Origin of the sequence: Rhodococcus koreensis, from assembly GCF_900105905.1 — a bacterium.
Taxonomy (GTDB): Bacteria; Actinomycetota; Actinomycetes; order Mycobacteriales; family Mycobacteriaceae; genus Rhodococcus_F; species Rhodococcus_F koreensis.
Genome location: NZ_FNSV01000009.1, coordinates 22,464 through 44,087 on the forward strand (window position 1 = coordinate 22,464; position 21,624 = coordinate 44,087).

Annotated in this window: 19 protein-coding genes and 2 pseudogenes; 11 read left to right on the forward strand and 10 right to left on the reverse strand. The window is 67.6% G+C overall.

From position 1 onward, the window contains the following. Positions 1-214 precede the first annotated feature (214 nt). Positions 215-411: pseudogene (locus tag BLV94_RS51385) on the forward strand (phosphatidylserine/phosphatidylglycerophosphate/cardiolipin synthase family protein); the annotation flags it as partial. An 83-nt stretch (positions 412-494) separates the two neighbouring features. Here the strand turns inward: BLV94_RS51385 and BLV94_RS47415 are convergent. Both BLV94_RS47415 and BLV94_RS50135 read right to left on the reverse strand, forming a co-directional pair. Next, positions 495-1,211 carry a DUF4238 domain-containing protein gene (locus tag BLV94_RS47415; protein ID WP_143051548.1) on the reverse strand — a complete coding sequence of 239 codons (717 nt, stop codon included), beginning with the start codon at positions 1,209-1,211 and terminating at the stop codon, positions 495-497. Continuing rightward, entirely contained in the window at positions 1,138-1,746 is a 609-nt protein-coding gene (locus tag BLV94_RS50135; protein ID WP_174705588.1) for a hypothetical protein, read from the reverse strand. The genes BLV94_RS47415 and BLV94_RS50135 overlap by 74 nt, the downstream gene beginning before the upstream one ends. 3,117 nt (positions 1,747-4,863) lie before the next feature. On the opposite strand from BLV94_RS50135, the gene BLV94_RS47430 reads away from it, so the two are divergent. Beyond that, a complete protein-coding gene (locus BLV94_RS47430; protein ID WP_072950302.1) occupies positions 4,864-5,490 on the forward strand; it encodes a carbonic anhydrase in 627 nt (208 codons plus the stop codon). 255 nt (positions 5,491-5,745) lie between these two features. On the opposite strand, the gene BLV94_RS47440 is transcribed toward BLV94_RS47430, so the two are convergent. Both BLV94_RS47440 and BLV94_RS47445 read right to left on the reverse strand, forming a co-directional pair. Then, on the reverse strand, positions 5,746-7,143 hold the full coding sequence (locus tag BLV94_RS47440) for an NAD-dependent malic enzyme (RefSeq protein ID WP_072950297.1): 1,398 nt from the start codon (positions 7,141-7,143) through the stop codon (positions 5,746-5,748). Positions 7,144-7,667: 524 nt separating this feature from the next. Next, the gene (locus BLV94_RS47445) at positions 7,668-8,333 is read right to left on the reverse strand and encodes a DUF1275 family protein (RefSeq protein ID WP_279635376.1); all 666 of its coding nucleotides are present in this window, start codon (positions 8,331-8,333) and stop codon (positions 7,668-7,670) included. Between the two features lie 304 nt (positions 8,334-8,637). Here BLV94_RS47445 and BLV94_RS47450 point away from each other — a divergent pair, with 304 nt between their 5' ends. The 7 genes from BLV94_RS47450 (at position 8,638) to BLV94_RS47480 (ending at position 15,308) form a co-directional block, all read left to right on the forward strand. Continuing rightward, positions 8,638-9,003 (forward strand): ArsR/SmtB family transcription factor, encoded by a 366-nt coding sequence (locus BLV94_RS47450; RefSeq protein WP_072950293.1) that lies wholly within the window; start codon positions 8,638-8,640, stop codon positions 9,001-9,003. Positions 9,004-9,135: 132 nt separating this feature from the next. After that, positions 9,136-10,014, forward strand: coding sequence for a hypothetical protein (locus BLV94_RS47455; protein WP_072950291.1), 879 nt, complete (start codon positions 9,136-9,138; stop codon positions 10,012-10,014). A gap of 58 nt (positions 10,015-10,072) precedes the next feature. Beyond that, positions 10,073-11,986, forward strand: coding sequence for a phosphoenolpyruvate carboxykinase (GTP) (locus tag BLV94_RS47460; protein ID WP_072950289.1), 1,914 nt, complete (start codon positions 10,073-10,075; stop codon positions 11,984-11,986). Positions 11,987-12,291: 305 nt separating this feature from the next. Next, positions 12,292-14,025, forward strand: a complete 1,734-nt coding sequence (locus tag BLV94_RS47465; RefSeq protein WP_072950286.1) for a SulP family inorganic anion transporter — start codon at positions 12,292-12,294, stop codon at positions 14,023-14,025. Beyond that, on the forward strand, positions 14,022-14,423 hold the full coding sequence (locus BLV94_RS47470; protein ID WP_072950283.1) for a DUF5313 family protein: 402 nt from the start codon (positions 14,022-14,024) through the stop codon (positions 14,421-14,423). The genes BLV94_RS47465 and BLV94_RS47470 overlap by 4 nt, the downstream gene beginning before the upstream one ends. A 264-nt stretch (positions 14,424-14,687) precedes the next feature. Continuing rightward, a complete protein-coding gene (locus tag BLV94_RS47475) occupies positions 14,688-14,876 on the forward strand; it encodes a hypothetical protein (protein ID WP_072950280.1) in 189 nt (62 codons plus the stop codon). A 174-nt stretch (positions 14,877-15,050) separates the two neighbouring features. Continuing rightward, positions 15,051-15,308: a hypothetical protein gene (locus BLV94_RS47480; protein WP_007298788.1), complete on the forward strand. Its 258-nt coding sequence runs from the start codon at positions 15,051-15,053 to the stop codon at positions 15,306-15,308. An 80-nt stretch (positions 15,309-15,388) separates the two neighbouring features. On the opposite strand, the gene BLV94_RS47485 is transcribed toward BLV94_RS47480, so the two are convergent. Beyond that, positions 15,389-15,919 (reverse strand): universal stress protein, encoded by a 531-nt coding sequence (locus BLV94_RS47485; RefSeq protein WP_072950278.1) that lies wholly within the window; start codon positions 15,917-15,919, stop codon positions 15,389-15,391. A gap of 597 nt (positions 15,920-16,516) precedes the next feature. On the opposite strand from BLV94_RS47485, the gene BLV94_RS47495 reads away from it, so the two are divergent. Next, positions 16,517-16,939, forward strand: coding sequence for a pyridoxamine 5'-phosphate oxidase family protein (locus BLV94_RS47495; RefSeq protein WP_072950274.1), 423 nt, complete (start codon positions 16,517-16,519; stop codon positions 16,937-16,939). A gap of 319 nt (positions 16,940-17,258) precedes the next feature. Further along, positions 17,259-17,732: pseudogene (locus BLV94_RS47500) on the forward strand (calcium:cation antiporter); the annotation flags it as partial. 186 nt (positions 17,733-17,918) lie between these two features. On the opposite strand, the gene BLV94_RS47505 reads toward BLV94_RS47500, so the two are convergent. The 5 genes from BLV94_RS47505 to BLV94_RS47525 form a co-directional block, all read right to left on the reverse strand. Continuing rightward, positions 17,919-18,272: a hypothetical protein gene (locus tag BLV94_RS47505; protein ID WP_072950270.1), complete on the reverse strand. Its 354-nt coding sequence runs from the start codon at positions 18,270-18,272 to the stop codon at positions 17,919-17,921. Then, positions 18,269-18,730 carry a hypothetical protein gene (locus BLV94_RS47510; RefSeq protein WP_083396019.1) on the reverse strand — a complete coding sequence of 154 codons (462 nt, stop codon included), beginning with the start codon at positions 18,728-18,730 and terminating at the stop codon, positions 18,269-18,271. The genes BLV94_RS47505 and BLV94_RS47510 overlap by 4 nt, the downstream gene beginning before the upstream one ends. A 147-nt stretch (positions 18,731-18,877) precedes the next feature. Beyond that, positions 18,878-19,072, reverse strand: coding sequence for a site-specific integrase (locus tag BLV94_RS51390; RefSeq protein WP_307718331.1), 195 nt, complete (start codon positions 19,070-19,072; stop codon positions 18,878-18,880). Positions 19,073-19,365: 293 nt separating this feature from the next. Then, positions 19,366-20,493 (reverse strand): flavin-containing monooxygenase, encoded by a 1,128-nt coding sequence (locus BLV94_RS47520; RefSeq protein ID WP_072950264.1) that lies wholly within the window; start codon positions 20,491-20,493, stop codon positions 19,366-19,368. Between the two features lie 27 nt (positions 20,494-20,520). After that, positions 20,521-21,540 carry a methyltransferase gene (locus BLV94_RS47525; RefSeq protein WP_072950262.1) on the reverse strand — a complete coding sequence of 340 codons (1,020 nt, stop codon included), beginning with the start codon at positions 21,538-21,540 and terminating at the stop codon, positions 20,521-20,523. Positions 21,541-21,624 lie beyond the last annotated feature (84 nt).

Sequence of the window (21,624 nt, forward strand, 5' to 3'; positions counted from 1 at the left end):
TTGTGTGCGTGCGCTTTGCGGCGTGACCGTGAACAGTTTGCGGTCGGGGTCGAAGATGCGGCGTTCGATGTCATAGAGGGGACGTGTCATATCCACAGTTGATCACCGCTTTTCGCGAGATCCGAGATGCAATTGTCTTCATGGGCTGCACCGTACGAGCCGGGCCCGAGCCAGTAGCGGCACAGCCCATCACGCCCGCGCTACCGTTCAACGTATGGGGACGACATTTCACGGGCCGGTCCCTGGCCGCACATCACCCGCGCCATTCGAGTGAGGAGGCCGCGCCATGCCGCGATCGCTTACCTGGGCGAGGACGCGCCGACGCCGCTTCCGCTGCGGGCCGGCGATCTCCTCGTCGTGAACGCATCTCGGGCGGCGGTGCGCGCGCATGTGGTCTCTCTGGTCACGCTTGTGTGAAACTTACTGCGTCAGTTCGACTCACACCGGATAGGGACCCGAAGGGCCAGCGACCAATTTAATGGATCGGCCCTTCTCTAGTTTCCGTACCAACGCGGCACGGGCCAATCCGGTGCGACGCCGAGGTCAGTCCATCGGGTACCTGGTACCACCGAGTTCAGAAACTTCTTCAACGCCGCTGTGGCGCTGAGGTTCGCGATGGCTTCCTCGTCGACCACCTCACGCACCGGCCACTGCGGAACGCTGATCTTGACAGCGATCTCGTCACCGGGTCGTTCGAAGGTCGTCTGTGTCGCGGCCGCGACGATCTCGACGTTGACGCTGTGCGTCTCGGCTTCGTCGAGACGATACGGAGTGCGGTGGTGAAGTCCTGGACGGAGCATCACAAGTAATTGATGCGGGTTCAGGGGATACAACGCCACGGCGCTGAGCCCAACGCCCGCGTTGATATCTCGGGTGAAGGGAGGTCCAGCCAGAAGAACAACCGGGTCATCACAGGTGACGATCGGTGTCGCAGTGCGACAAACCGCCCACTCGCGGTCATAGAGTCCTGTCGCTGCAACATTGCGGACGTCTTTGATCATCAGATCGAGCGCCTCATGTTGCGGGTCGGCCTGCCGTTTGCGCATCGACTCCTCGATGTCCTCGGAACTCAGGCCTGATTGCTTCAGGTACTCGCGTTTCGCCGAGTCCGGGCCGGTGATGAGGGCGAGTGTTCGCTCACGGTACCGGGTCTCCGACATCGACGAGTTCATCGACACCCTCAACCGCGTCGCCGCGGGCGGCTCGGCCATCGACCCCAGCGTGGTGAGCCGGATGGTCGCCAGGCCGCACCGCGACAGCCGCCCTATCGACACGCTGTCGACCCGTGAACGCGAGGTCCTCGGCCTCATGGCCGAAGGCCGATCGGGACCGCGGCCAGCGACTGTGCCGCCGCCGGCGCCTTGTGCAGCACGACGTCATGGGCATCGTCGGCGCGGAGGTGGCGATGCCGCTGGGCGAGCCGTGGCGGATCGGCAAGCGGCCCTCGCGGACGGGATGGCCGTCGTGATGACCTCCCACAACCCGCAGCACGCGTTCACCTGCGCCACCACCGAAATCATCGCCCCTGACCATCGTTTCGACCGGGTCGACGTGCGCGTCGTCAAAGACCGCAGCGCGCCGCTGAGGGACGTTGCGACCTTTCACGGCGGCAATGCACACCGAGTTATATGCCGGTGACCCCTGTTCCGACTCCTGCGGGTTCCGGATCTGCACCGGGACCCGCATCAAACGCCGATGGTCTTCTACCGCATCGTTGGCCAGGTCGTCCAGGTAGCGCTCGAGCATGAGTCGGTCGATGCCTGTGACGTCGCCGGTGGGGTAAGTGAGGAACCGGGTGCAACGGGTCACCGTTTGAGATGTCGCCGTTGGTATGGGTTGAGCTGCGTCCGATGCTCAACCGCCAGCGGACGAACCGTCTGGAGTTCGAGAGTCCTCCGCACCGATAATCAGCTGGGCGACCACGGTGACCTGCCGACGGCATTCGCCGAGCGCCTCCGGGAGAGACCCTGGCGGCGTCAAGCCGGTCGCTGAGGGGCCGATCGAGGCAGCTCCACATCCGGAGGGTATCGAAAGTCAGGTCTGCCCAACCGGTGTGACACGCAACGTCGATACTGCCCGCGGCTGCGCACTCGTCCGCACGGAAGCGTCCGCCTGGCCCTGCGACCGGCACCTTCGCTGAAAGTTCACCGTAGAGCTTGCCGATGACCAGGACCTGCCGGCGGAGGCTCCCCTCGGTTGATGCCCCGCGGGATACCGATGGGGATGCCGTGGCGTTTCTTCTCACTGCTACAGGGTCGAGGGGTCCCCGACATCGATCCGGGCCGCCGGTTGGCCGCAGCACGATTCGGCCGACCTTCGATGGCCATGAACATCGGTCGAAACGCGGTCGTTGTTGCGCTCCCCAGTAGTCCTCGCCGCCACCTTCAACACCCACCTCGGCGATCTACCGAACTTCCCGTTCACCACCGATGACGGGCTCATCGTCACCCGCACCAACCGCTCGACGAACGTCCGGCGAAGGCTAACCACCAACCATCCGGACCGCGATCCACAGCCTTCCCTTCCCCGAGCACGGCATCACTGATGATCGACGCTGAGGACCGCGTCGATCAAGAACTGGGCGTTCCTTCACCGAATGTCCCGGCCTGCCCGCAATGTCGATACTGTGCCCGCGCCGGGACAGCACACCGACAGATGTACGTCGCCGACCCATTCCCTCCCCCACTGCCTTGATCTACTCGACCGCAACATCGTCTTCGGTCACGTCAGGCACGTGGGGTGGGCTTCGCTTCCCGGGTCGGCGAGAAAGCCTCAGCGGAGATCCCGGCCGGTTCATCCGTGAGCATCGGCGCGACCGCGAAGCGACTGTGCGCTTCAACGATGGCGTCGACTTCGTTGATCCCGTCGGCTGCCCGACGCTTCAGGATGTCTGACGTGGGTACGCAGGTTGGATTAGCCGAACTCAGCCAGCCCTTGGCCCGCTCGATCGAGTCGACGCTCGCCCAATCATGCGTGTGCGGGCGACCCCTGCAGGGTTACCGGTATCGGCGGTTCGATTCGCCGTCGATCAAGCGGTAGACGACGTACAGGGAGAACCACGTGATGAGCACAGCCGCGAGAACCAGCAACACCTCGAAAACGATGACCACCGTCACATTCTAGAGCGCTGGGCGGCGGTGATACGTGGGAGGCACCGTCTGGGGCACGAAGCACGGCAGCATCGGTTCTCCGGCGTGTGAACGGTGGTGTGGGCGGGTGGGTGTTCGGCTCGTTGCAGGGCGGGAGCATATCGATTGCCAGGATGCCGCGCTGGCGACATGTTTCGATCCTCACCGGGTCGCATCCCCAAACGCGGACGAGCGGGATGGTGGGGAGCACGGTGGAACGGCAACGCGGCCAGTGCCGAGAAAGCGGGCACCACTCCAGCGTACCGATCTCGTCGAAGTGTGCGGTCAGACCGCCGCAGTAGAGGTTTCGCCAGGTGCCGAGACGATCAGCAATCGGCAGGTGCTCCGCCGCCCTCCTCGCAACAGGCGATTCCTCCCATGCATGGAGGCTTGCGCCTCAGTCCGACTGCCGGGACCTACCACCGTTCGCCCAATTGGTTGGTTACCGCGGTTTACCGTTACGATGTTCGAGTTCCTGTCAGGCTCACGGGTTTTGGAATCTGGTGTCCGCCGGTTCATCCTAATCGGCATGGTGCTGCTGCTGTTCCGGCCCTTCGCGTACTCCCTGTTTCGCCCCGAGAGAACATCTACCTCCGCAGCGGCTCGTCGGCCACCGCCTCGACCCCCACCTGCTCGGTCTCCACAAGCGACGCCGACGCGACCAGGAGCAGGCCTCCGACGGATACCGCTGCCGGGGCGCCCCCTCACGCGCATGTGCTCCGGAAGACGCGGTGACACAAGGGCACCGGCTGACTCGGCGACCGACTGTCGGTCGTCTCAACTCAGCGACCGGCTGCTGGTGGCGCGGTGTTGGTGTGTGTGTGGGGGGGACGAGGACCACCGGGCGGCGGCCGTGGTGGATCAGGTGCGAGGACCGTTCGCCGACTCGGATACCAGTGGCTATGCGCGGGTGCGCGAACGCCAGGTGGACGATCGAGCGTGACGACTCGACGGCCCGGCGGGTTCCCGGACGGTGGCGGTACGGCGGCCGGGTGATCTGGTCGCGGGGGTGGGGAGACGGCGGGCGGGCGATGTCGTTTTCCGGGGTGGACGATCCGGCACGGATCGGGTGAGGCTCATCGAGAGGTTGGCCGCCAGGATGTGATAAATCTGTGGCCGGACGAGGCCGGGTGGCCGCAGGACATCGGTGTGGTGGCCCTGCTCGAGGTGACCTCGTCGACACGGGGCGGTTCCTGCTCGGGGTTGTCCGGACGTCGGAGGACCCGCTAGGTGATGGGCCCTGTCAGCAGGCTGACCGCGCCGTCAACCACCAGGAGGGCGCCGCCCCAATCCACATCATCGCGTTCATGGCTTCCTGCTGGGCCGTGATTCGCGCGCCGGGGTATGCCCTCGGGTTGCGGATCAGCGGTTCGGTCGGGACACGAGACTCGCGAGGCCTATCGAGGGCTGTCTCCCCCGTCGATGGTGGCCCGCCGGAAGCACGCAGGATGTCGGTCTGGCTCGACGCCCGCCACTGCACCCATCCCCCCAGTGGGCGCCACCGACGACGGGCGTTTGCTGCAGCATGATCTCGCTCATCAGGATGTGTCGGGCGGTCACACACCCTCACGACGCCGCGGGAGATTCCAGGCCTCCGACTCGCACCGGCTGATCGGCACGAGGCGTCGCCCGTCACTTCTCCTCACACGTCCCGTCGGCGAGGCGCGAACCGGAGTTTCCGTCGCCGTAATGTTCCCGCCGAGCAGCCGCAACAGGGCGGGTGCACGATAACCGCATGCCCCACTCCAACCCGGTTGCCGCGTGGAAAACCCTCCGCCAGGGTAACGAGCGCTTCGTCAGCGGAGTCTCGATCCACCCCGGTCAGGGAATCGCCGACCGCGCGCAGCTCGACGCCGAGCAACACCTCACCGCGGTGGTGTTCGGATGCGGAGACTCACGTGTCGCCGCGGAAATCATCTTCGACCAGGGACTCGGTGACATGTTCGTCGTCCGCACGGCCGGCCACGTCCTCGACGACGCCGTGCTCGGTTCCATCGAATACGCGGTGCAGATCCTCGACGCGCCCTTGATCGTCGTGCTGGGTCATGACGGTTGCGGCGCCGTGAAGTCCACGCTGGACGCGCTGGACAAGGGCAAGGTTCCGGACGGCTTCATCCGCAGCATCGTCGAACGGGTGGCGCCGTCGATCATGGTGGGTCGCAAAGAGGGCCTCACCACCGTCGACGAACTCGAAGGCCGCCACGTCGTGGAGACCGGGGCTCTCCTGATGCAGCGTTCGCGCATCATCGCCGATCGCGTCGGAAGTGGTGCCTGCGCTATTGCCGGCGTCACCTACAAACTGTCCGACGGCCGGATGCACCTGCAGGGAGGGGTCGGAGACATCGGCGAGCTCCGCGACTGACGCGACACACCGAGCCCGCTGATCCGCTGATCCACCGGTCCATCCGGAGACCTGACGCGGTGAACGGAACGCACGGGCAGATCGCGAACCGGCCGATCTCCGCGGCCCCCGAGGTCACCGCGAAGGAGACCCGGAAGGTCCTCGCCAGGCCGGCGAGCATTGCGACTCGATCGATTCCCACGTGCCGACGCATCGGGACACCTCGTGCCCGCTGCGGTGATCGCCCGGGCGCACGCACGACGACGATCGAGTAGCTCACTTCTGCGGCTGTGGCCCCCTCTCGGCCACCTGACGGACCGCCGCCGCGACCGCCGGCGCGACAGTGGCGTCGAACACGCTCGGCACGATGTAGGTGGCATTGAGCTCCGGCGGCGACACCCTGTCGGCGATCGCGCCGGCCGCGGCGATCAGCATCTCGTCGGTGATGTCGACCGCGTGCGCGTCGAGCAGACCGCGGAACACCCCGGGGAAGGCGAGGACGTTGTTGATCTGGTTCGGAAAGTCGGACCGGCCGGTGGCCACCACGGCGGCATGTTCACCGGCGACGACGGGATCGACCTCCGGGACCGGATTGGCGAGTGCGAACACGATCGAGTCGTCGGCCATCGCCGCGATGTCCTTACCCGTGAGAATGTTCGGCGCGGAGACCCCGATGAACACGTCCGCCCCGACCAGCGCGTCCCGCAGTGATCCCGTCCGAGCCTCCGGATTGGTGTGCTCGGCGATCCAGGTACGAAATTCGTCGGCGGTGTCGTCCGGGGACAGAATTCCCTTCCGCCCGCAACCGATGATGTTCGTGCCGCCCTGGGCGACGAGCAACCGGATGACGGCGTGCCCGGCGGCGCCGACACCCGAGACCACGATCCGAGCCCGGTCGAGCGTCTTGCCGACCACGCGCAGCGCGTTGGTCAGGGCGGCCAGGACCACGATCGCGGTGCCGTGCTGGTCGTCGTGGAACACCGGAATGTCCAACATGTCGCGGAGCCGGGCCTCGATCTCGAAACACCGTGGCGCGGAGATGTCTTCGAGGTTGATCCCGCCGTAGACGGGTGCCAGGGCGCGGACGATCTCGACGATGGCATCCGGGTCCTGGGTGTCCAGGCACACCGGCCAGGCGTCCACACCACCGAATTGTTTGAACAGTGCCGCCTTGCCCTCCATCACCGGGATCGACGCCGCGGCACCGATGTTGCCCAATCCCAGGACTGCGGACCCGTCGGTGACCACGGCGACGGTGTTGCGTTTGATCGTCAACCGGCGCACGTCCTCGGGGTGTTCGGCGATCGCGGTGCACACCCGGGCGACGCCGGGGGTGTAGGCGCGGGAGAGGTCGTCGCGGTGTGTCAGCGGAACCGTCGGGTTCACCTCGAGTTTGCCGCCCAGATGCAGCAGGAAGGTGCGGTCGCTGACCTTGCCGACGGTCACCCCGGGCACCTCGGCGATGGCGGTCGCGATCTGGTCGGCGTGCGCGACGTCCGAGGCGTCGCAGGTGAGGTCGATGACCATGTGGTCGGGGTGGCTCTCGGCCACATCGAGCGCCGTCATCGCGCCCTTCACCGACGCGATGGCTGCCGCCAACGTGGACGTGGTGCCGACGCCGACCGGTGCGTGGACGCGGACGGTGATCGAATAGCCGGGGCTGGGACTGGGCATGGGAACTCCTGATCGAGTGACGAGCAGCAGGCGCCCACAGGGGGCGTGACCCGATCGGCCCGCACGGCCGGCGCTTCCGCCGCAACATCTTCAGTCTGCGCGGCCAGCGCCGATCCGGACAAGAGGAGTTCGGCTGATTCCGCGCCCGAAACGCTGCCCCGCGTCCCCGGGCCGCGGAGCAGGATGGAAGACACACCGGCGACCAACCACCAGGCGCGAACACAGAACACGGTGATTGGTTACCGCGAGTTAACCCCTCGTCCGGGAACACGCCACGGCGAAAGTGTCCGCGGGTCCGGGGCCGTGCTCCGCCGGGACCTGGCATAGCTGTCTCCCCGGCGTTGTCGCCGGCACTGGTGGGCGCGGTGGCCCATCGAGGGGTCGTGCTGGGCCTCGCTGGCGCGCGGTGACACCGCGGCCTTGCGCGGCCGGGCGGCGGTCTGCGGGGGACCTGTGGGCGACTTCGCGGGTCTGCTCCGGATCGGCCGATCGACCCCCGCGCTGGCCGATCGGTGGTGGGGCACCTACCTTTCCAGCCCACACGGGCCGGCGGTGTCGGTCGGGTCGGTGGGGTTGTTTCTGAAGGCGTAGGCGGCGAGGGTGGCGGCGCCCGCGGCGATCCAGAGGGCGCCGAACCCGAGCACCCGGTATGTCGCCGCGCCGGCGGCCGCCCCCACCGCGACCGCAGCCCAGAGCTGTAGGTATCGAACCCATCGATGGGGTCCCCGGCCGAAGAGTCGATCGGTCAGGGACCGCGCCGCGTCGGCGAGCAGGCCGCCGGTCTCGAGCAGGGTGGCTTCGGCTCCCATGGCCAGGGCGAGGGCGAATCCGATCAGGGGTGCGGTGGTGGTGACCGCGTGGAGGCCGCCGGCCGCCGCGAGGAGGCCCGCCGCGAGCAGCAGTACCCGTGGTACCGGCTGGCGTGGCCACTTCTGCCCGACCACCGCGGCCAGGACGACACCGACGACGAACCCGGCAAGGATGGCCCCGGTCAGGCCCACGACGAACCACGAACTGCTGCCGAGGGCGACGCCGGCTCGGGTAGTGGTGGCTTCGATCGAGGAGACGAAGAACCCGCCGAGCAGGACGAACCCGAAGGCGTCGACGAATCCGAGGTGCATCGCGACGATCGTCTCCACCGGTCGCCGTGACCGCGGTCGCGCTGTCATCTCTGCATCGGTTGTGCTCATCGGCTCTCTCACCACCGGTAGGTTGCCGGCATCGGGCAGGGTGGGGATCGTGGACCAGCGCGGTCGGTCCGGTCCTCTCCCCTCGGTGGCGAGGCGCCTGCCGCGACCGTTTTACGGGCGCCCGGGTTTCGGGATGCGGGGCCGGAAGGGGCTCTGCAGCGCGAATTCTAGCAAATTGCTAAGATTCGCAAGTAATGCAACCTGCCGGAGTTGGAGGTTGCAGGCGAGGCCGCAGACCCGGCGACGCGGCGAGCGCGACACGCACCTCGCCGCCGCAGGCTCGACCCGGACGACAGGAGGAGCCATGACCGCGAACTCGCGCCAACCCCTGTACCAGATGAAGGCGGACTTCTTCAAAACGTTGGGGCACCCGGCGCGCATCCGGGTCCTCGAGCTTCTCAGCGAACGCGAACACGCCGTGTCCGAGATGTTGCCCGAGGTGGGAATCGAGCCGGCGAACCTGTCCCAGCAGCTATCGATCCTCCGGCGCGCCGGCCTGGTCACCGCCCGCCGTGAGGGCCTGTCGGTGTCCTACGCGCTGACCTCCCCCCGCATCGCCGAACTCCTGCGGGTGGCGCGGGGGATCTTGACGGGGGTGGTGGCCGGGCAGGCCGAGGTGCTCGAGGACGTCTCCCAACCTCCTGCCTTGGTGGGTGAAACCGGGGGCTGACGGGGGCTCACCAAGGCAGGAATCCCCCATTGCATGGGTTGGTTGCGAATTTTCTTAAGTGCGTACATTGTGCGATCGGGTGGCGTGGGAGATGTCGCTCTCGACCGGAAAACGAGAAAAGAGAAGTGGGCGGTGACGAACAATCACGACGGTGGTGCCAGTGGTCCGTCCGACGGCGGTCCGGTCTTGACGGGAATCAGCGTGGCCGTCGTCGCGGTGTCCACCACCGGCTCGCGCACGGCCGGGTCGGCGCGGACCCGGCCGCCGTGGGTCGCGATGGAGGACTATGCGGCACTCATCCGGGCGAACACCCCGATGCGCGCGCTGCGCCTTCCGGTGACCACGGGCGACCCGCACGTGCTGACCGAGCGCATCCTGGGACTCCCGACGGGGGTGTCCGCGGTGTTCGTGGTCGGGGTGGGGCACCGGGAGTCCGCGGCGGTAGCGCGTGCGGTGACCGGGCGCGGCGGGCCCGTGGTCCTCACCGAACTGGACGTGCTGACGGCGGCGGTGGCGGCCGCGGCGATCACCACCCTGCGCCGCCGCGGCGTGCCGCCGCGCGCCGGCCGGGTCGTGATCACCGGCGCGTCGTGGGCGCCGTTGCTGGCTCCAGTGTTGATCGCCTCCGGGGTCGGGGATCTGAGCAGCTGGCATGAGCGTGATGCCGAGGCGTTCCCGCTGCGCCGGGTGATGGACCACAACGATGTCCTGGTCGATCTCGCCGGCTGCGCCCCCGACGGTGCGGCAGTCGGTCGCACGGTGACGGTCCCGGCCGACGGCTTCGCCTATGGTGCGCTGGTGCTGCCGGGGCTGCTCGCCGCGCTGTGTGGACACGAGGTGCGGACCGTGACGGTCGAGGTGGTGGCCGCATGTGTGCGGGCGTTGGCGCTGATCACCCCCGCCGATCGGATGCTGCCGTCTCTCGGTGACCGGCTGCTGGTGTCCGCGGTCGCCCGCCACGTGAGCCGGGCCCTCGGCCATCCCGTCCCGTATCGCGATCCACATCGGTGATCGAACGCACCGCACCGCACGCAGCACATTCTGTCGGATTCTTGTGAGGAGAACACCCGTGAGCACCCCCACCGCCCCCGGCGCTGCCGGCGCCGGCACTGCCCCGACCGCGCATCCCGCCGTCGTGTCCTGGGTCGACGAGATCGCCGACCTCACGGCACCGGACGAGGTGGTGTGGTGCGACGGCAGCGCCGGCGAGTGGGACCGGCTGACCACACAATTGGTGGACAAGGGCACCTTCGTGCGACTGGAGCGCAAACCGAACTCCTTCTGGTGCGCCTCCGACCCCGAGGACGTTGCCCGGGTCGAGGACCGCACCTTCATCTGCTCCCGGTTCCAGGCGGACGCGGGTCCGACGAACAACTGGATGGACCCGGTCGACATGAAGACGGTGATGACCGAGCATTACCGCGGCGCGATGGCCGGGCGCACGATGTACGTCATCGCGTTCTGCATGGGACCCCTCGATGCGGCCGAGCCGAAGTTCGGGGTCCAGATCACCGATTCGGAGTACGTGGCGGTGTCGATGCAGATCATGACCCGCTCCGGCACCCCGGTCTGGGACAGGCTCACCGCGGGCACCGAATTCGTCCGATGCCTGCACTCGGTCGGCGCCCCGCTGTACCCGGGTCAGGTGGACGTGCCGTGGCCGTGCGATCACACCAAATACATCTCCCACTTCCCCGAGGAGCGCACCATCTGGAGTTACGGCTCCGGCTACGGCGGCAACGCCCTGCTCGGCAAGAAGTGCTACGCGCTGCGGATCGCGTCGAAGATGGGCAAGGACGAGGGCTGGCTCGCCGAGCACATGCTCATCCTCAAACTCACCTCACCCGAGCAGCGAGTGCACTACATCGCGGCGGCGTTCCCGTCGGCCTGCGGCAAGACCAACCTGGCCATGCTCGACCCCACCCTCGACGGGTGGACCGCCGAGACCATCGGCGACGACATCGCCTGGCTGCGGTTCGGTGACGACGGCCGGCTCTATGCGGTCAACCCGGAGGCCGGGTTCTTCGGCGTCGCCCCCGGCACCGGCGTCCACACCAACCCGCACGCGATGGCCACCATCGAGCGGGGCAACTCGATCTTCACCAACGTCGCCCTCACCGACGACGGCGACATCTGGTGGGAAGGGCTGACGGACACGCCGCCGGCGCATCTGACGGACTGGAAACGGCGGGACTGGACCCCGGCCTCCGGAGAGCCTGCCGCGCACCCGAACTCGCGGTATTGCACCCCGATCACCCAGTGCCCGACCGTTGCCCCCGAATGGGACGATCCGGCCGGGGTGCCGATCTCGGCGATCCTCTTCGGCGGCCGCCGCGCCACCACCATCCCACTGGTCACCGAATCGCGCAGCTGGCAGCACGGGGTGTTCCTGGCTTCGACCCTGTCGTCGGAAACCACCGCCGCCGCGGCCGGGCAGGTCGGCGTCGTGCGCCGCGACCCGATGGCGATGCTGCCGTTCCTCGGCTACCACGTCGGGGACTACTTCCAGCACTGGCTCGACATCGGCACCCGGACGAACGCCGAGTTGCTGCCGAAGATCTTCTACGTCAACTGGTTCCGCCGCGGCGATGACGACGAATTCCTCTGGCCAGGCTTCGGGGAGAACTCCCGGATCCTCGAGTGGGCGCTGCGGCGGATCGAGGGCACCGCCGACGCCGAGGCGACCCCGATCGGCCTGGTGCCCACCCCGGGCGCCCTCGACCTGACGGGCCTGAAGTTCGATCACACCAAGATCGCCGCCGCCCTGAAGGTCGACACGACCGAATGGGTAGCCGAGACCCGGTTGATCGACGAGTGGTACGCGAGGATCGGCGGCAACACGCTGCCCGACGTCCTGCGCCAAGAACTCGGGGCCCTCAAGCTCCGCCTGGCCGAGCTCGAACTCGGCGACGCCCTCCACCGCAGGGGAACTCACGCCACCTCCGGTGAGAAGGATTCGCGCTGGTCACGACCGCGGTTCTGACCCGGGACGCGCAACGCTCGGGCAGCACGGATCAGTTCGAGACCGTGCCGGGTTCCGAGCGGTGAGGCCGTCCGGTCCCGGCCGAGACCAGCGTCCGGTGCCCACACCCGGGGCAGCGGTCGTCGCCGGCCCGCAGCGCCGACACCCGGCACCACCGTCCGCAGTCGGTGCAATGCAGAATCCGCCCCCCCCGCAGGACGGTGATCGGGGTTACCCGCATCACTCAACTTTCCATGATGGTTACTTGCTAACATTAGCAACTATAGAGGAGATGGCCTGCTGGCCGTCACTACCGAGGAACGTCGATGACCGAACCCACCACCACCGGCCCGGCCGACGCGGCCGAGAGCACCCTCGTGCGGGCGGCGCGGTCGGTGGCCGCGCTGCTGCCGCGCTGGGGTGAGTGGAAACCCGCGGCTGGTGCCCCGGGCGCAGATTTGCTCGCCGGGCTGATCGTCGCGCTGGTGGCGCTGCCGCTGGCGTTGGGGTTCGGGATCAGTTCCGGTCTCGGCGCCGCCGCCGGCCTGACCACCGCCGTCATTGCCGGGGCGGTGGCGGCCGTGTTCGGCGGGTCCCGGTTCCAGGTGTCGGGCCCGACCGGGGCGATGACCGTGGTGCTGGTGCCGATCGTCGGTCAGTACGGGCCGACCGGGGTCCTCGCGGTCGGGCTGATCGCCGGAATGGTGCTGGTCGTCCTCGCGTTCGCCGGGGTGGGCCGGGCCGTGCGGTACATGCCGGCCCCGGTGATCGAGGGATTCACCGCCGGCATCGCCGTCGTCATCGCGTTGCAGCAGTTTCCCGCCGCGCTGGGCATCACCGGCGCCGCCGGGGAGAAGGTGTGGCAGAGCGCCGCCGACGCCGTCCGCCAGTTCGCCCAGGACCCCTCCCTGCTGACCCCGGCGACCGCACTGGCGGTGGCCGCGGTCATCCTCCTCGGCGGCCGCTACCTCCCCCGCGTCCCCTTCTCCCTGATTGCGGTCGCCGCCACCACCCTGATCGCGCAACTCTTTCACCTCGACATCGCCCGGATCGGCACCATTCCGGCCGGGTTCGCCGCACCCACCCTGAGTTTCCTGCACCTCGGCGAGCTGACCTCACTGATCGCCCCCGCCCTCGCGGTCGGCGCGCTGGCGGCACTCGAGTCACTGCTGTCGGCGACCGCCGCCGACTCGATGGCCGTGGGAGCCCGCCACAACCCGGACCGGGAACTGTTCGGGCAGGGGCTCGCGAACATCGCCGCCCCGCTGTTCGGCGGTGTCCCGGCGACCGGGGCGATCGCCCGCACCGCCGTCAACGTGCGCTCCGGCGCCCGCACCCGGCTCGCCGCCCTCACCCACGCGCTCATCCTCGCGGCGATCGTGTATTCGGCGGCCGGGCTCGTCGCGCAGATCCCGCTCGCCGCCCTGGCGGGGGTGCTGCTGGCGACCACGGTGCGGATGGTCGAGACCGCCTCGATCCTGGCCATCACCCGAGCCACCCGCGCCGACACGATCGTCATGGTCGCCACCTTCCTGGTCACCGTCGTCTTCGACCTGGTCACCGCGGTCGCCGTCGGGGTCGGGTTCGCCGCCGTCCTCGCGCTCCGCGCGGTCGCGAAATCCGCCCGCCTCGAACAGGTCCCGCTCGAAACCGACGACCACCTCGCCGAGGAACACGACCTGCTCCGCGAGCACATCGTCGCGTACCGGATCGACGGCGCCCTGTTCTTCGCCGCCGCGCACCGGTTCCTACTCGAACTCGCCGACGTCTCCGACGTCAAGGTGGTGATCCTGCGGATGTCGCGGATCACCGCCATCGACGCCACCGGCGCGATCGTCCTCAAGGACGTCATCACCAAGCTCGAGCACCGGCACATCACCGTCCTGATCTCCGGAGCCAAACCCGAACACCTCCGCCCCCTGACCGCGCTCGGGGTGTTCACCACCACCGACAGCGAAGACCGGCACCTCTTCGACACCACCCCGCTTGCCATCGCCTACGCCCGCATGCTCGTCCTACCCGAACACCACTACACCCCCACCACGAACGAGGACCGATGACCGAGAACCCCGCAGCCACTCCCACCCCCACGCCCACCGCGCGGCAACGCCTCGGCTACGTCCTGGGCAGGACCCTGCCCGCCGAGTTCCACGGCTGGGTCGTGGGCGACACCACCGGGCCCGGCGCCACCCGCCGCTACGCCACCCGCTGCCTGATCCCGCTGATCCCGATCCTGGTCGGGCTCCTGCTCATCCCCGGCCCCTGGATCATCCGTACCGGGATGGTGCTGCTGCTGTTCCTGCCGTTCGTGTACTTCCTCCTCGCCCTGAAGAACATCTACCTCCGCCACCGCCTGGTCAGTCACGGCCTCGACCCCCGCCTCCTCAACGCCACCAAACAACGCCGACTCGACCAGGAGCAGGCCTCCTACGAATCCCGCTACCGATCCGCCCCCTGAACCCGCAAACAACCGGGGCGCACCCCAGATCCTGGGGTCCACCCCAGTTCACTACCAAACGATTAATTGCTAATCTTCGTAAGTAGAAAAAATGGAATGGACGATGAACTGGGCGGGGTATGCGCGCCTCCCGGATCGAGCGACGCGGAACCGGGGCTCGGCGAAACCAGCCAGGCTGGATCGGCACGCATTGTGGGTGGTGGCGCCCCATATCCGTCCGGCGGTGCGCCCGATCACCGGCCACGCCCGCGAGGGAGGAACGTCATGCCACATTTCCGATACGTCGGCACCCACGAGAGAATCCATCTCGGTGCTGCGACCCGGATGATCAACTACGGCGACATCGTCGCGGCGCGAACCAATCCCGACCCGCGCTACTTCGAGCTGGTGGAACCGGACCAGATCACCGAACGGCTGAGCCGCCGATCCGTGGGAGCGCCGGAACGCGAATAAGTCCGCACGCCTGAAACTCGGGCCGATAGCCTTCTCCCTCGCATCACCGTGCCCGACCCTCGCCCCCCGGGCGTCGCCGACGGGGCGACACCGGAACGGAACCACCACCCATGCTCGTCGAGATCACCGACCGCAGCGACCCGCCAACCTCGACACAGAAACAGGACCCACCCGATGACGACCCGCACCATCCACGCCGCCGATCTGCAGTGGAACTCACTCGCCCTCTGGATTCTCGAGTGGGAGGGCGTCGACAACCCCGAACCGACCCTGAGCGAGTGGAGCACCGAACTCGCCGCCGCGGCCACCGGGATCGACCGCCGAATCAGCTGGAACCCCACCCAGAACACCGCCACCGCCCCCGAGGACGTCGACCTGCCCCAGATCGAACACACCCTCCGCGGCGCCGTACGCCGCCTCGCCCACGGATGACCCCATCCCGGCCACAACGGGACGGACTCGCGGCGTCCGAGTCGCGGCGCGAGTGACCGGACCTCGCTGTGGCATCTCACTCAGCGCCCGCCGATGTGTTCGGGGACCAGGACCACCGGACGGCGGCCATGGTGGATCAGATGCGAGGACACCGACTCCCCCACCACCCGCTCGAGGACGGACACCAGCCCTCCCCGTGAGCTGCCGATGATGATCATCAGGGCGTCATTCGCGTCGGCGATCGACGCCAACAGGTGCGCCGGGTTGCCCTCATGGGAGTAGTAACTCCAGTTCCCGGGCAGCGCTGCGAGCATGGTGCACGCCTCCGTCCGGTCCCGCTCGACCGTCTCGACGATGCGCCGTTCCCAATCGTCCCGGTCCGGCTCGACCGGAAAATCGTCGAGGTCGACGACGTGGGCGACATGCAGATACGCACGGAGCGGGACCCCGAGGCCCATGGCGAAGGACAGCGCCCGATGGCTGGCGGGATACCGGTCGAACCCCACCACCAGATGGCACACCGGCGCGGTCGCGGCTGCGGGCCCGTCCACCCGCACCGGTTTCCGCCAGTCCCGCACGCCGTCCCGGTCGGAAGGCTTCTTCTCGATCACCTGCTCCTCCTCACCGCCGCGGCGCCCAGCGCGCTCGCCGCACCGGCAGAGGTACGTCCGGTGCTCGATCGGCGGTACGGTCCTCGACTCCCACGGTGCTGAAGGTGGTGTACCCACAACAGCACCCGACACCCACGATCAGCCGGATCACCGCGGAACGTCGTGCACACACGGGCCCGGTCACGAAACCCACCAAGGCGCCACCCGATCAGGAGCGGCCCTCGCCCACGGCGACGACGAGCCCCGCCGGTGACCGATCATCGCGTCGACGATCCGCAGGCACCCCCGGCGCTGCCCGCACGCGCAATCCACCGAACACCGGCGAAGCGACTCTGCCCCGGACCAGCGATGTTGCCGGCAATGCCTGGCAATTCGACGTCATCGATTAAGACGCCGGGCGCGCCGGCCGTGGTGGCGACCAGGCAGGCCGGTACGACGGCGCACACGCTCCCGCGGTCCGACAACGGTGCCCGTCAAGGTGGGTGTGTTTCCTCGTGAGTTCGGGGACCGGCCTAGCGGGTGACCTTGTCCTCTGTTCCACCACCCGCGGTGAGGTGAGTGTTGAAGTGGTCGGGCACGTCGAGGGAGGACACCGCCATGACCACGACAGCACCGGATTCGGTGCTCTCCGCAGCCGAGTGCATTCACTTGCTGCGGTCGGTTCCGGTCGGTCGAATGGTCTTCACCGAGAACGCGGCGCCGGCGCTGCGTCCGGTGACCTTCGCCGCCGTCGGGGGCGAAGTCGTCATCCCCACCGACGACGAGTCGTTCGCACGGTTCGACGGGGAGTTTCTCGCCTTCGAAGCGGGAGACATCGATCTGATCACCCGAATCGGGTGGAGTGTCACTGCCATGGGCCACGCCACGTACGTGTCCTTCGCCGATTCCGTGGCCAGATTCCACGACCGGAACGCGGTCCCGTGGTCGATTCATCCCGGGGACCGGCATCTCATCATCGACATGGAATACGTGTCGGGCCGACGCGTCACGCTGATGCGGCGTCACGGTGACAACCGATGATGGTGTGGGACCAGACGCCGGAAACCCGAACCGGATTGATCAGACTGGCAAGGGGTACCGGTCGCCCCGCTGGGGCGCGCTGAATCAGCAAGCACCATCAGGGCATTCGGGCGCACCCCCTGACCTCCGAGTCGGCCCCTGCGCACACCGCTCGTGCCGTCACCACGGGATGCCGTTCTACAGCACATCCCGGCGCACCTCCCCGGTCCGCAGTCGAAAGAGTCGGTAGCTGTTGTCGACCTAACGGATTTCGGTCACAGATCCCTGGGAATCGTCATTTCAGTAAACAGGACCCGAAAGGTGCTGGCACAGTCGAACCATGGCGCTTCGTCGGCGGTCGGCCATCACTACGTGGCCCCTTGTGAGTCCATCGGTCGCGATGGCGGTGCTCGCCGTCACCTGGGGACGCGACCTCGGACCCGTGCTGGTGCTCGCGGTGGCGCTGGCGCTGATCGGCGCGGTCCTGGCGGCGGTCCATCATGCGCAGGTGCTCGCCCGCCGGGTCGGCGAGCCGTTCGGGTCCCTGATCTTTGCCGTCGCGGTCACGGTCATCCAGGTGGGGCTGATCGTGGTCCTGATGATCTCCGGTGGCCCCTCGACGGCGTCCCTCGCACGAGACACCGTCTTCGCCGCCGTGATGATCGCCCTCAACGGCATCGTCGGGCTCGCCCTGTTCGTCGGCGCAGGGCGCCATGGGGCCGTGCTGTTCAGCGCCAAGGGTACCGGCGCCGCCCTCGCAACCATCGTCTCGCTCATCACCCTTGCCCTGGTGCTGCCCACGTTCACCAGCAGCCCAACCCAGGACCGAATTCCCTTCGACCCAAATTGCTTTCGCTGCGGTGCCCCCCGGCCGTCACGGAGGACCCGCCCATCGAGATCGGACAGAGTCCCCGACAACCGACGGCCGCGATGGCCGGGCTGAGCGTGACCTTGCTGAAGGTGGCGTTGGGGGTTCGGGCCATTTTCGTCTCCGGCAACACTATTCGGTCTGTTTGGGATGTCCTGTGCCAGCGTACTTCAGCCACAAGGTGCGGTGCTCGATGTCCATCACGTACCAGATTCGGCCACCTGCGGTGACCTCGTACTGCCACTGCTCCATCTCAACACCGTTGTGCACCCCGGTCGCGAGCTTGCCCTTCAACCGGTGATGACGGGTGGTCGACTCCTGCGCGACCGCGCGGCGTCGCATCCCCTCGTACGCCACCAATGTGTTCGCCGGCGCCTGCCGGCACAGCTCGTCCCACCCCTTTGCCGCATCGCTCGTTGCGAACCGCAGGTCCCACAACTCTCCGGCCACCGGCGGCGCGACTCGCTCGCCCCGCTTCGGACTCACAGCTCCGGCACCGGCACAGCACCGAAGTTACCCTCGGACGGCGTCGACAGGATCCGAGCCAACTCCGGATCCGCATACACCTCCGCCGTGTGGCGCCACGTCTCGATCGTGCGGGCCGGCGGAGCCGGATTATCCAGCGACGAACCCGCCCGCAGCGACGCGATCAGCTCGTCGACGAAGTCGGCGACCTCCTCACCCGAGAGGTAGCTCACCCACGGGAACGCCGCCGCGACGACCTTGCGCACCAGATCACGGTCATCCGAGTGCAGCAGGGCGTCGACCATCGCCGTCGCCGCCGCGAGCACCTCCCGCGCCTGATCCGCCCGCGCCGCCGTCATCAACACCAGATCCTCATCGTCGCGGCGCGTCACCCGCAGCGGCCGCGCTCCCGACCGCTGCCATTCCGACAGTGTCGCCTTCCCCTTGTTCTGGATATCCGAGAACGGCACCTCACCCACAGACATAACTTTCAATGTACTTTCAAAGTGTTGGGTCGGCAAGGTGGCGATGACGAGGCACCGACCACCACGTCGGCGCAACCCGACAATGGGCGGACCCGAGTCCCGCCGAGTCTGACTTGATGGATCTGCAACTCGTGGACGAGCTCAGAGTGTGTAGCGGAGGTCGCCGCAACCATCGGATGAACGCTCCGATTCTTCTAGTCTTACTGTCTGCCAATCACACTCGATCTCACCCAGGAAGGTGAACCAGTCTTTGAGGTCATGAGCATGAGCCTTGATCGTGTTCGGCGACCGCTCGATATCGGCCAGGTACCGCAGATAGCGTTCAGCCGGCGCCACGACACCGTTTTTCGTCGAGCAGAGTAAATGACACCGCGTCACTCGACGGATCCAATACTCGCATCACTCGCATCACATCTCCCACCGTCTTCGTCATGGACGACAGCGACGGTAGCCCGTCCTTGACGCAGCATGGGCCACCGAAACATCACGTGGGCTACGTGAAAGACAGCAGCGGAGCGACTAAAGATATCGACCGTTTGTGTGGGGGGATCTGACCGGTCGGCCATCTCCGCGCAGACCCGCCATTGTTCGAGCGCCGGGGCAGGGCGAGAGAATCCTACCGCCGACGCTCACCGCAGTTCCCGCGCGATCGCTCGGGCCGCGCGGCGAGCCTGCTTCGCCGCGAACCCGATCTGCGACGGCCTGGGCACGAACCCGATGAAACGCAACCTCTCGGCGGCCGGCTTTTCACCGGTGGCGTGCGGCCAACCTCGCTCGTCCAGTACGCCGAGGTGCCCGACCAGCTTTTCGAGTTCTTGGCGGAACCCCGTCGCGCAGACCATCGCCTCCGGGTCGATTCGCATCCCGTCCACCAGCCACACGCTGTCCGCGTCGAGTGACTCGACTCCGCGAACGACCTCGATGGACCTGTCTCGGATCGCGGCGATGAGCTCCTTGTCGACGATCGCCGGTGCCACGCCGAGGCGGGCGCTGCGGGCGAAGATCCCCTCGTCGGGGATCGGTAATCCGAACTCGCGCAGGTCGCCGATGCTCCTCTTCCGGCCGAACCGAGCGATTGCGTCCGCGATAGGGACCGGGGCATGGTAGAGCGGCGTTGCGATGAAGTCTCCCGGTATGCCACCAGGTCCCTGGCGGAGCATGATGTTCGGCGGCGTGCGAGCCGAAAGCCAGACCTTTGCCGCGCCTCCGGTGGCGAGGTCGTAGGCAATTTCCATGCCCGAGCAGCCCGCTCCCACCACGAGGACCCGTTTCCCGTTGTACGGCGAGGGATTCCGGTACTGCGAGGAATGAACCAGTGCACCCCGCCAGTCCCCGCGTCCGGGCCAGTCCGGGACGAAGGGCTCATGATCGAAGCCGGTCGCGACCACCACCTCGGCAGCGTCGACCGAACCGGCAGCGGTGGTCAACCGCCAGCGCCCGTCAGTTCGGTCGAGCCGTTCCACCGGGCAGCCCAGGCGCAGTTCGATCCCGTCCGCGCGTGCGTGCCGCTCGAGATGCTCGATCACCTGTTCCCGCGTGGGAAAGGTCGGTGTGCCCTGCTTGTAGGGGCGGTTCGGCAGATGGGAGAATTGCCTGCCGGTGTTCAGTCGCAGCCGGTCATAACGAGAGTGCCACGACGAACCGACTTGGTCGGCTCGGTCGATCAGCAACGGGTTGATGCCACGGTCGGCGAGGGCCACCGCCGCCGCGACCCCGGAGGTGCCGGCACCGACGATTGCGACTTGATGCTCGCTCATCGTGTGCTCCTTGGGTGTTGTCTTGTTTCATGCGGTTTCGGCGACAATGACGCTCATCGTGCCGGTGAGCGAGCGATGGTCGCGGTAGCGCCAGCCAGTGTCCTGCAGCCAGGCGATGCCTTCGTCGACGCTGTAGACGTCGCCGTGTTCGAGGTGGACCGCGAATTCGCCCGCCATCAGGGCGGCCGCGACCGGCTGGGTGTGGGTGGGGTCGGTCCAGAAGTCGGCAATCAGCAGCGTGGCGCCGGGTGCGGCGACGTCGCGAATGCGGTGTAGCAGAGCACGATTCTGCTCCGGTGACCAGTAATGCGCCAGGTTCGCGACCAGGAAGGCGTCGTATCCGGCGGGCAGCGGGTCGGCCCCTGCGTCGCCGGCGCATACGTCGATTCGCCCCTCCAGCCCGACCGACGCGATGCGGTCCTGCGCGGTCTGGGCAACCGCCGGCAGCTCGAACACGGTCGCGCTCAGTTGCGGGCAGTGGCGCGCCACCGCGATGGACCAGGAGCCGGTGCCGCCGCCGATGTCGAGGAGTCGACGATTGCCGGACAGATCGACCGTGTCCGGCAGGGCGAGCGAGGGGCCGGCCGAAAACGCCTCGATACCGATCGAGGCGATGGGTTGCAGGGCGGCTTCGAGGTCGAAGATCTGGTGTTTCGGCCCGCGGGCTAGTGCGTCGGCCAGATCTTCCCACGCCGGGAAGCTGATCTTGTCCCAGAACCGCAGCAGCGGACGCAGGTCGGCGGGCGATCCGCCGGCGAGGAACGCGGCCGCCGTCTCGGTATTGACGTACTGTTCGCCTCGGCGTTCGAGCATACCCAGCGCGACCATGGCGTCGGCGCTGATCCGGGTGGCTCGGGCAGTAAGCCCGGTGCGGGCGGCCAGGCCACGCAGGTCGGTGGGGCCCTCGCCCAACGCCTCGAACAAACCGAGTTCGCTGGCGGCGAAGAGGTGTTTGGCGGCCATGAACCCGGACGCCAGCTGCATGATCGGCTCCGGGTTAGGCAGGTCGTGGTCGGTTTCGGCGGAGGTATGGGCTGTCATCGTCATGAAACCAGCGTCGTTGTTGTCGGTTCTGCGTCATATCCCTGAATCCTGGGGAATTCACCCAGATTTCTGGGGTAGGCAGCCCTA

Excerpts from the sequence above, each read along its gene's own strand:
- BLV94_RS47475 (WP_072950280.1), top strand. The coding sequence starts at position 14,688 with ATGCCACATTTCCGATACGTCGGCACCCACGAGAGAATCCATCTCGGT.
- BLV94_RS50135 (WP_174705588.1), bottom strand. The coding sequence starts at position 1,746 with ATGCTCGAGCGCTACCTGGACGACCTGGCCAACGATGCGGTAGAAGAC.
- BLV94_RS47480 (WP_007298788.1), top strand. The coding sequence starts at position 15,051 with ATGACGACCCGCACCATCCACGCCGCCGATCTGCAGTGGAACTCACTC.
- BLV94_RS47430 (WP_072950302.1), top strand. The coding sequence starts at position 4,864 with ATGCCCCACTCCAACCCGGTTGCCGCGTGGAAAACCCTCCGCCAGGGT.
- BLV94_RS47415 (WP_143051548.1), bottom strand. The coding sequence starts at position 1,211 with ATGGCCGAGCCGCCCGCGGCGACGCGGTTGAGGGTGTCGATGAACTCG.
- BLV94_RS47520 (WP_072950264.1), bottom strand. The coding sequence starts at position 20,493 with ATGAGCGAGCATCAAGTCGCAATCGTCGGTGCCGGCACCTCCGGGGTC.
- BLV94_RS47465 (WP_072950286.1), top strand. The coding sequence starts at position 12,292 with ATGACCGAACCCACCACCACCGGCCCGGCCGACGCGGCCGAGAGCACC.
- BLV94_RS47470 (WP_072950283.1), top strand. The coding sequence starts at position 14,022 with ATGACCGAGAACCCCGCAGCCACTCCCACCCCCACGCCCACCGCGCGG.
- BLV94_RS47525 (WP_072950262.1), bottom strand. The coding sequence starts at position 21,540 with ATGACGATGACAGCCCATACCTCCGCCGAAACCGACCACGACCTGCCT.
- BLV94_RS47445 (WP_279635376.1), bottom strand. The coding sequence starts at position 8,333 with ATGAGCACAACCGATGCAGAGATGACAGCGCGACCGCGGTCACGGCGA.
- BLV94_RS47495 (WP_072950274.1), top strand. The coding sequence starts at position 16,517 with ATGACCACGACAGCACCGGATTCGGTGCTCTCCGCAGCCGAGTGCATT.
- BLV94_RS47440 (WP_072950297.1), bottom strand. The coding sequence starts at position 7,143 with ATGCCCAGTCCCAGCCCCGGCTATTCGATCACCGTCCGCGTCCACGCA.
- BLV94_RS47450 (WP_072950293.1), top strand. The coding sequence starts at position 8,638 with ATGACCGCGAACTCGCGCCAACCCCTGTACCAGATGAAGGCGGACTTC.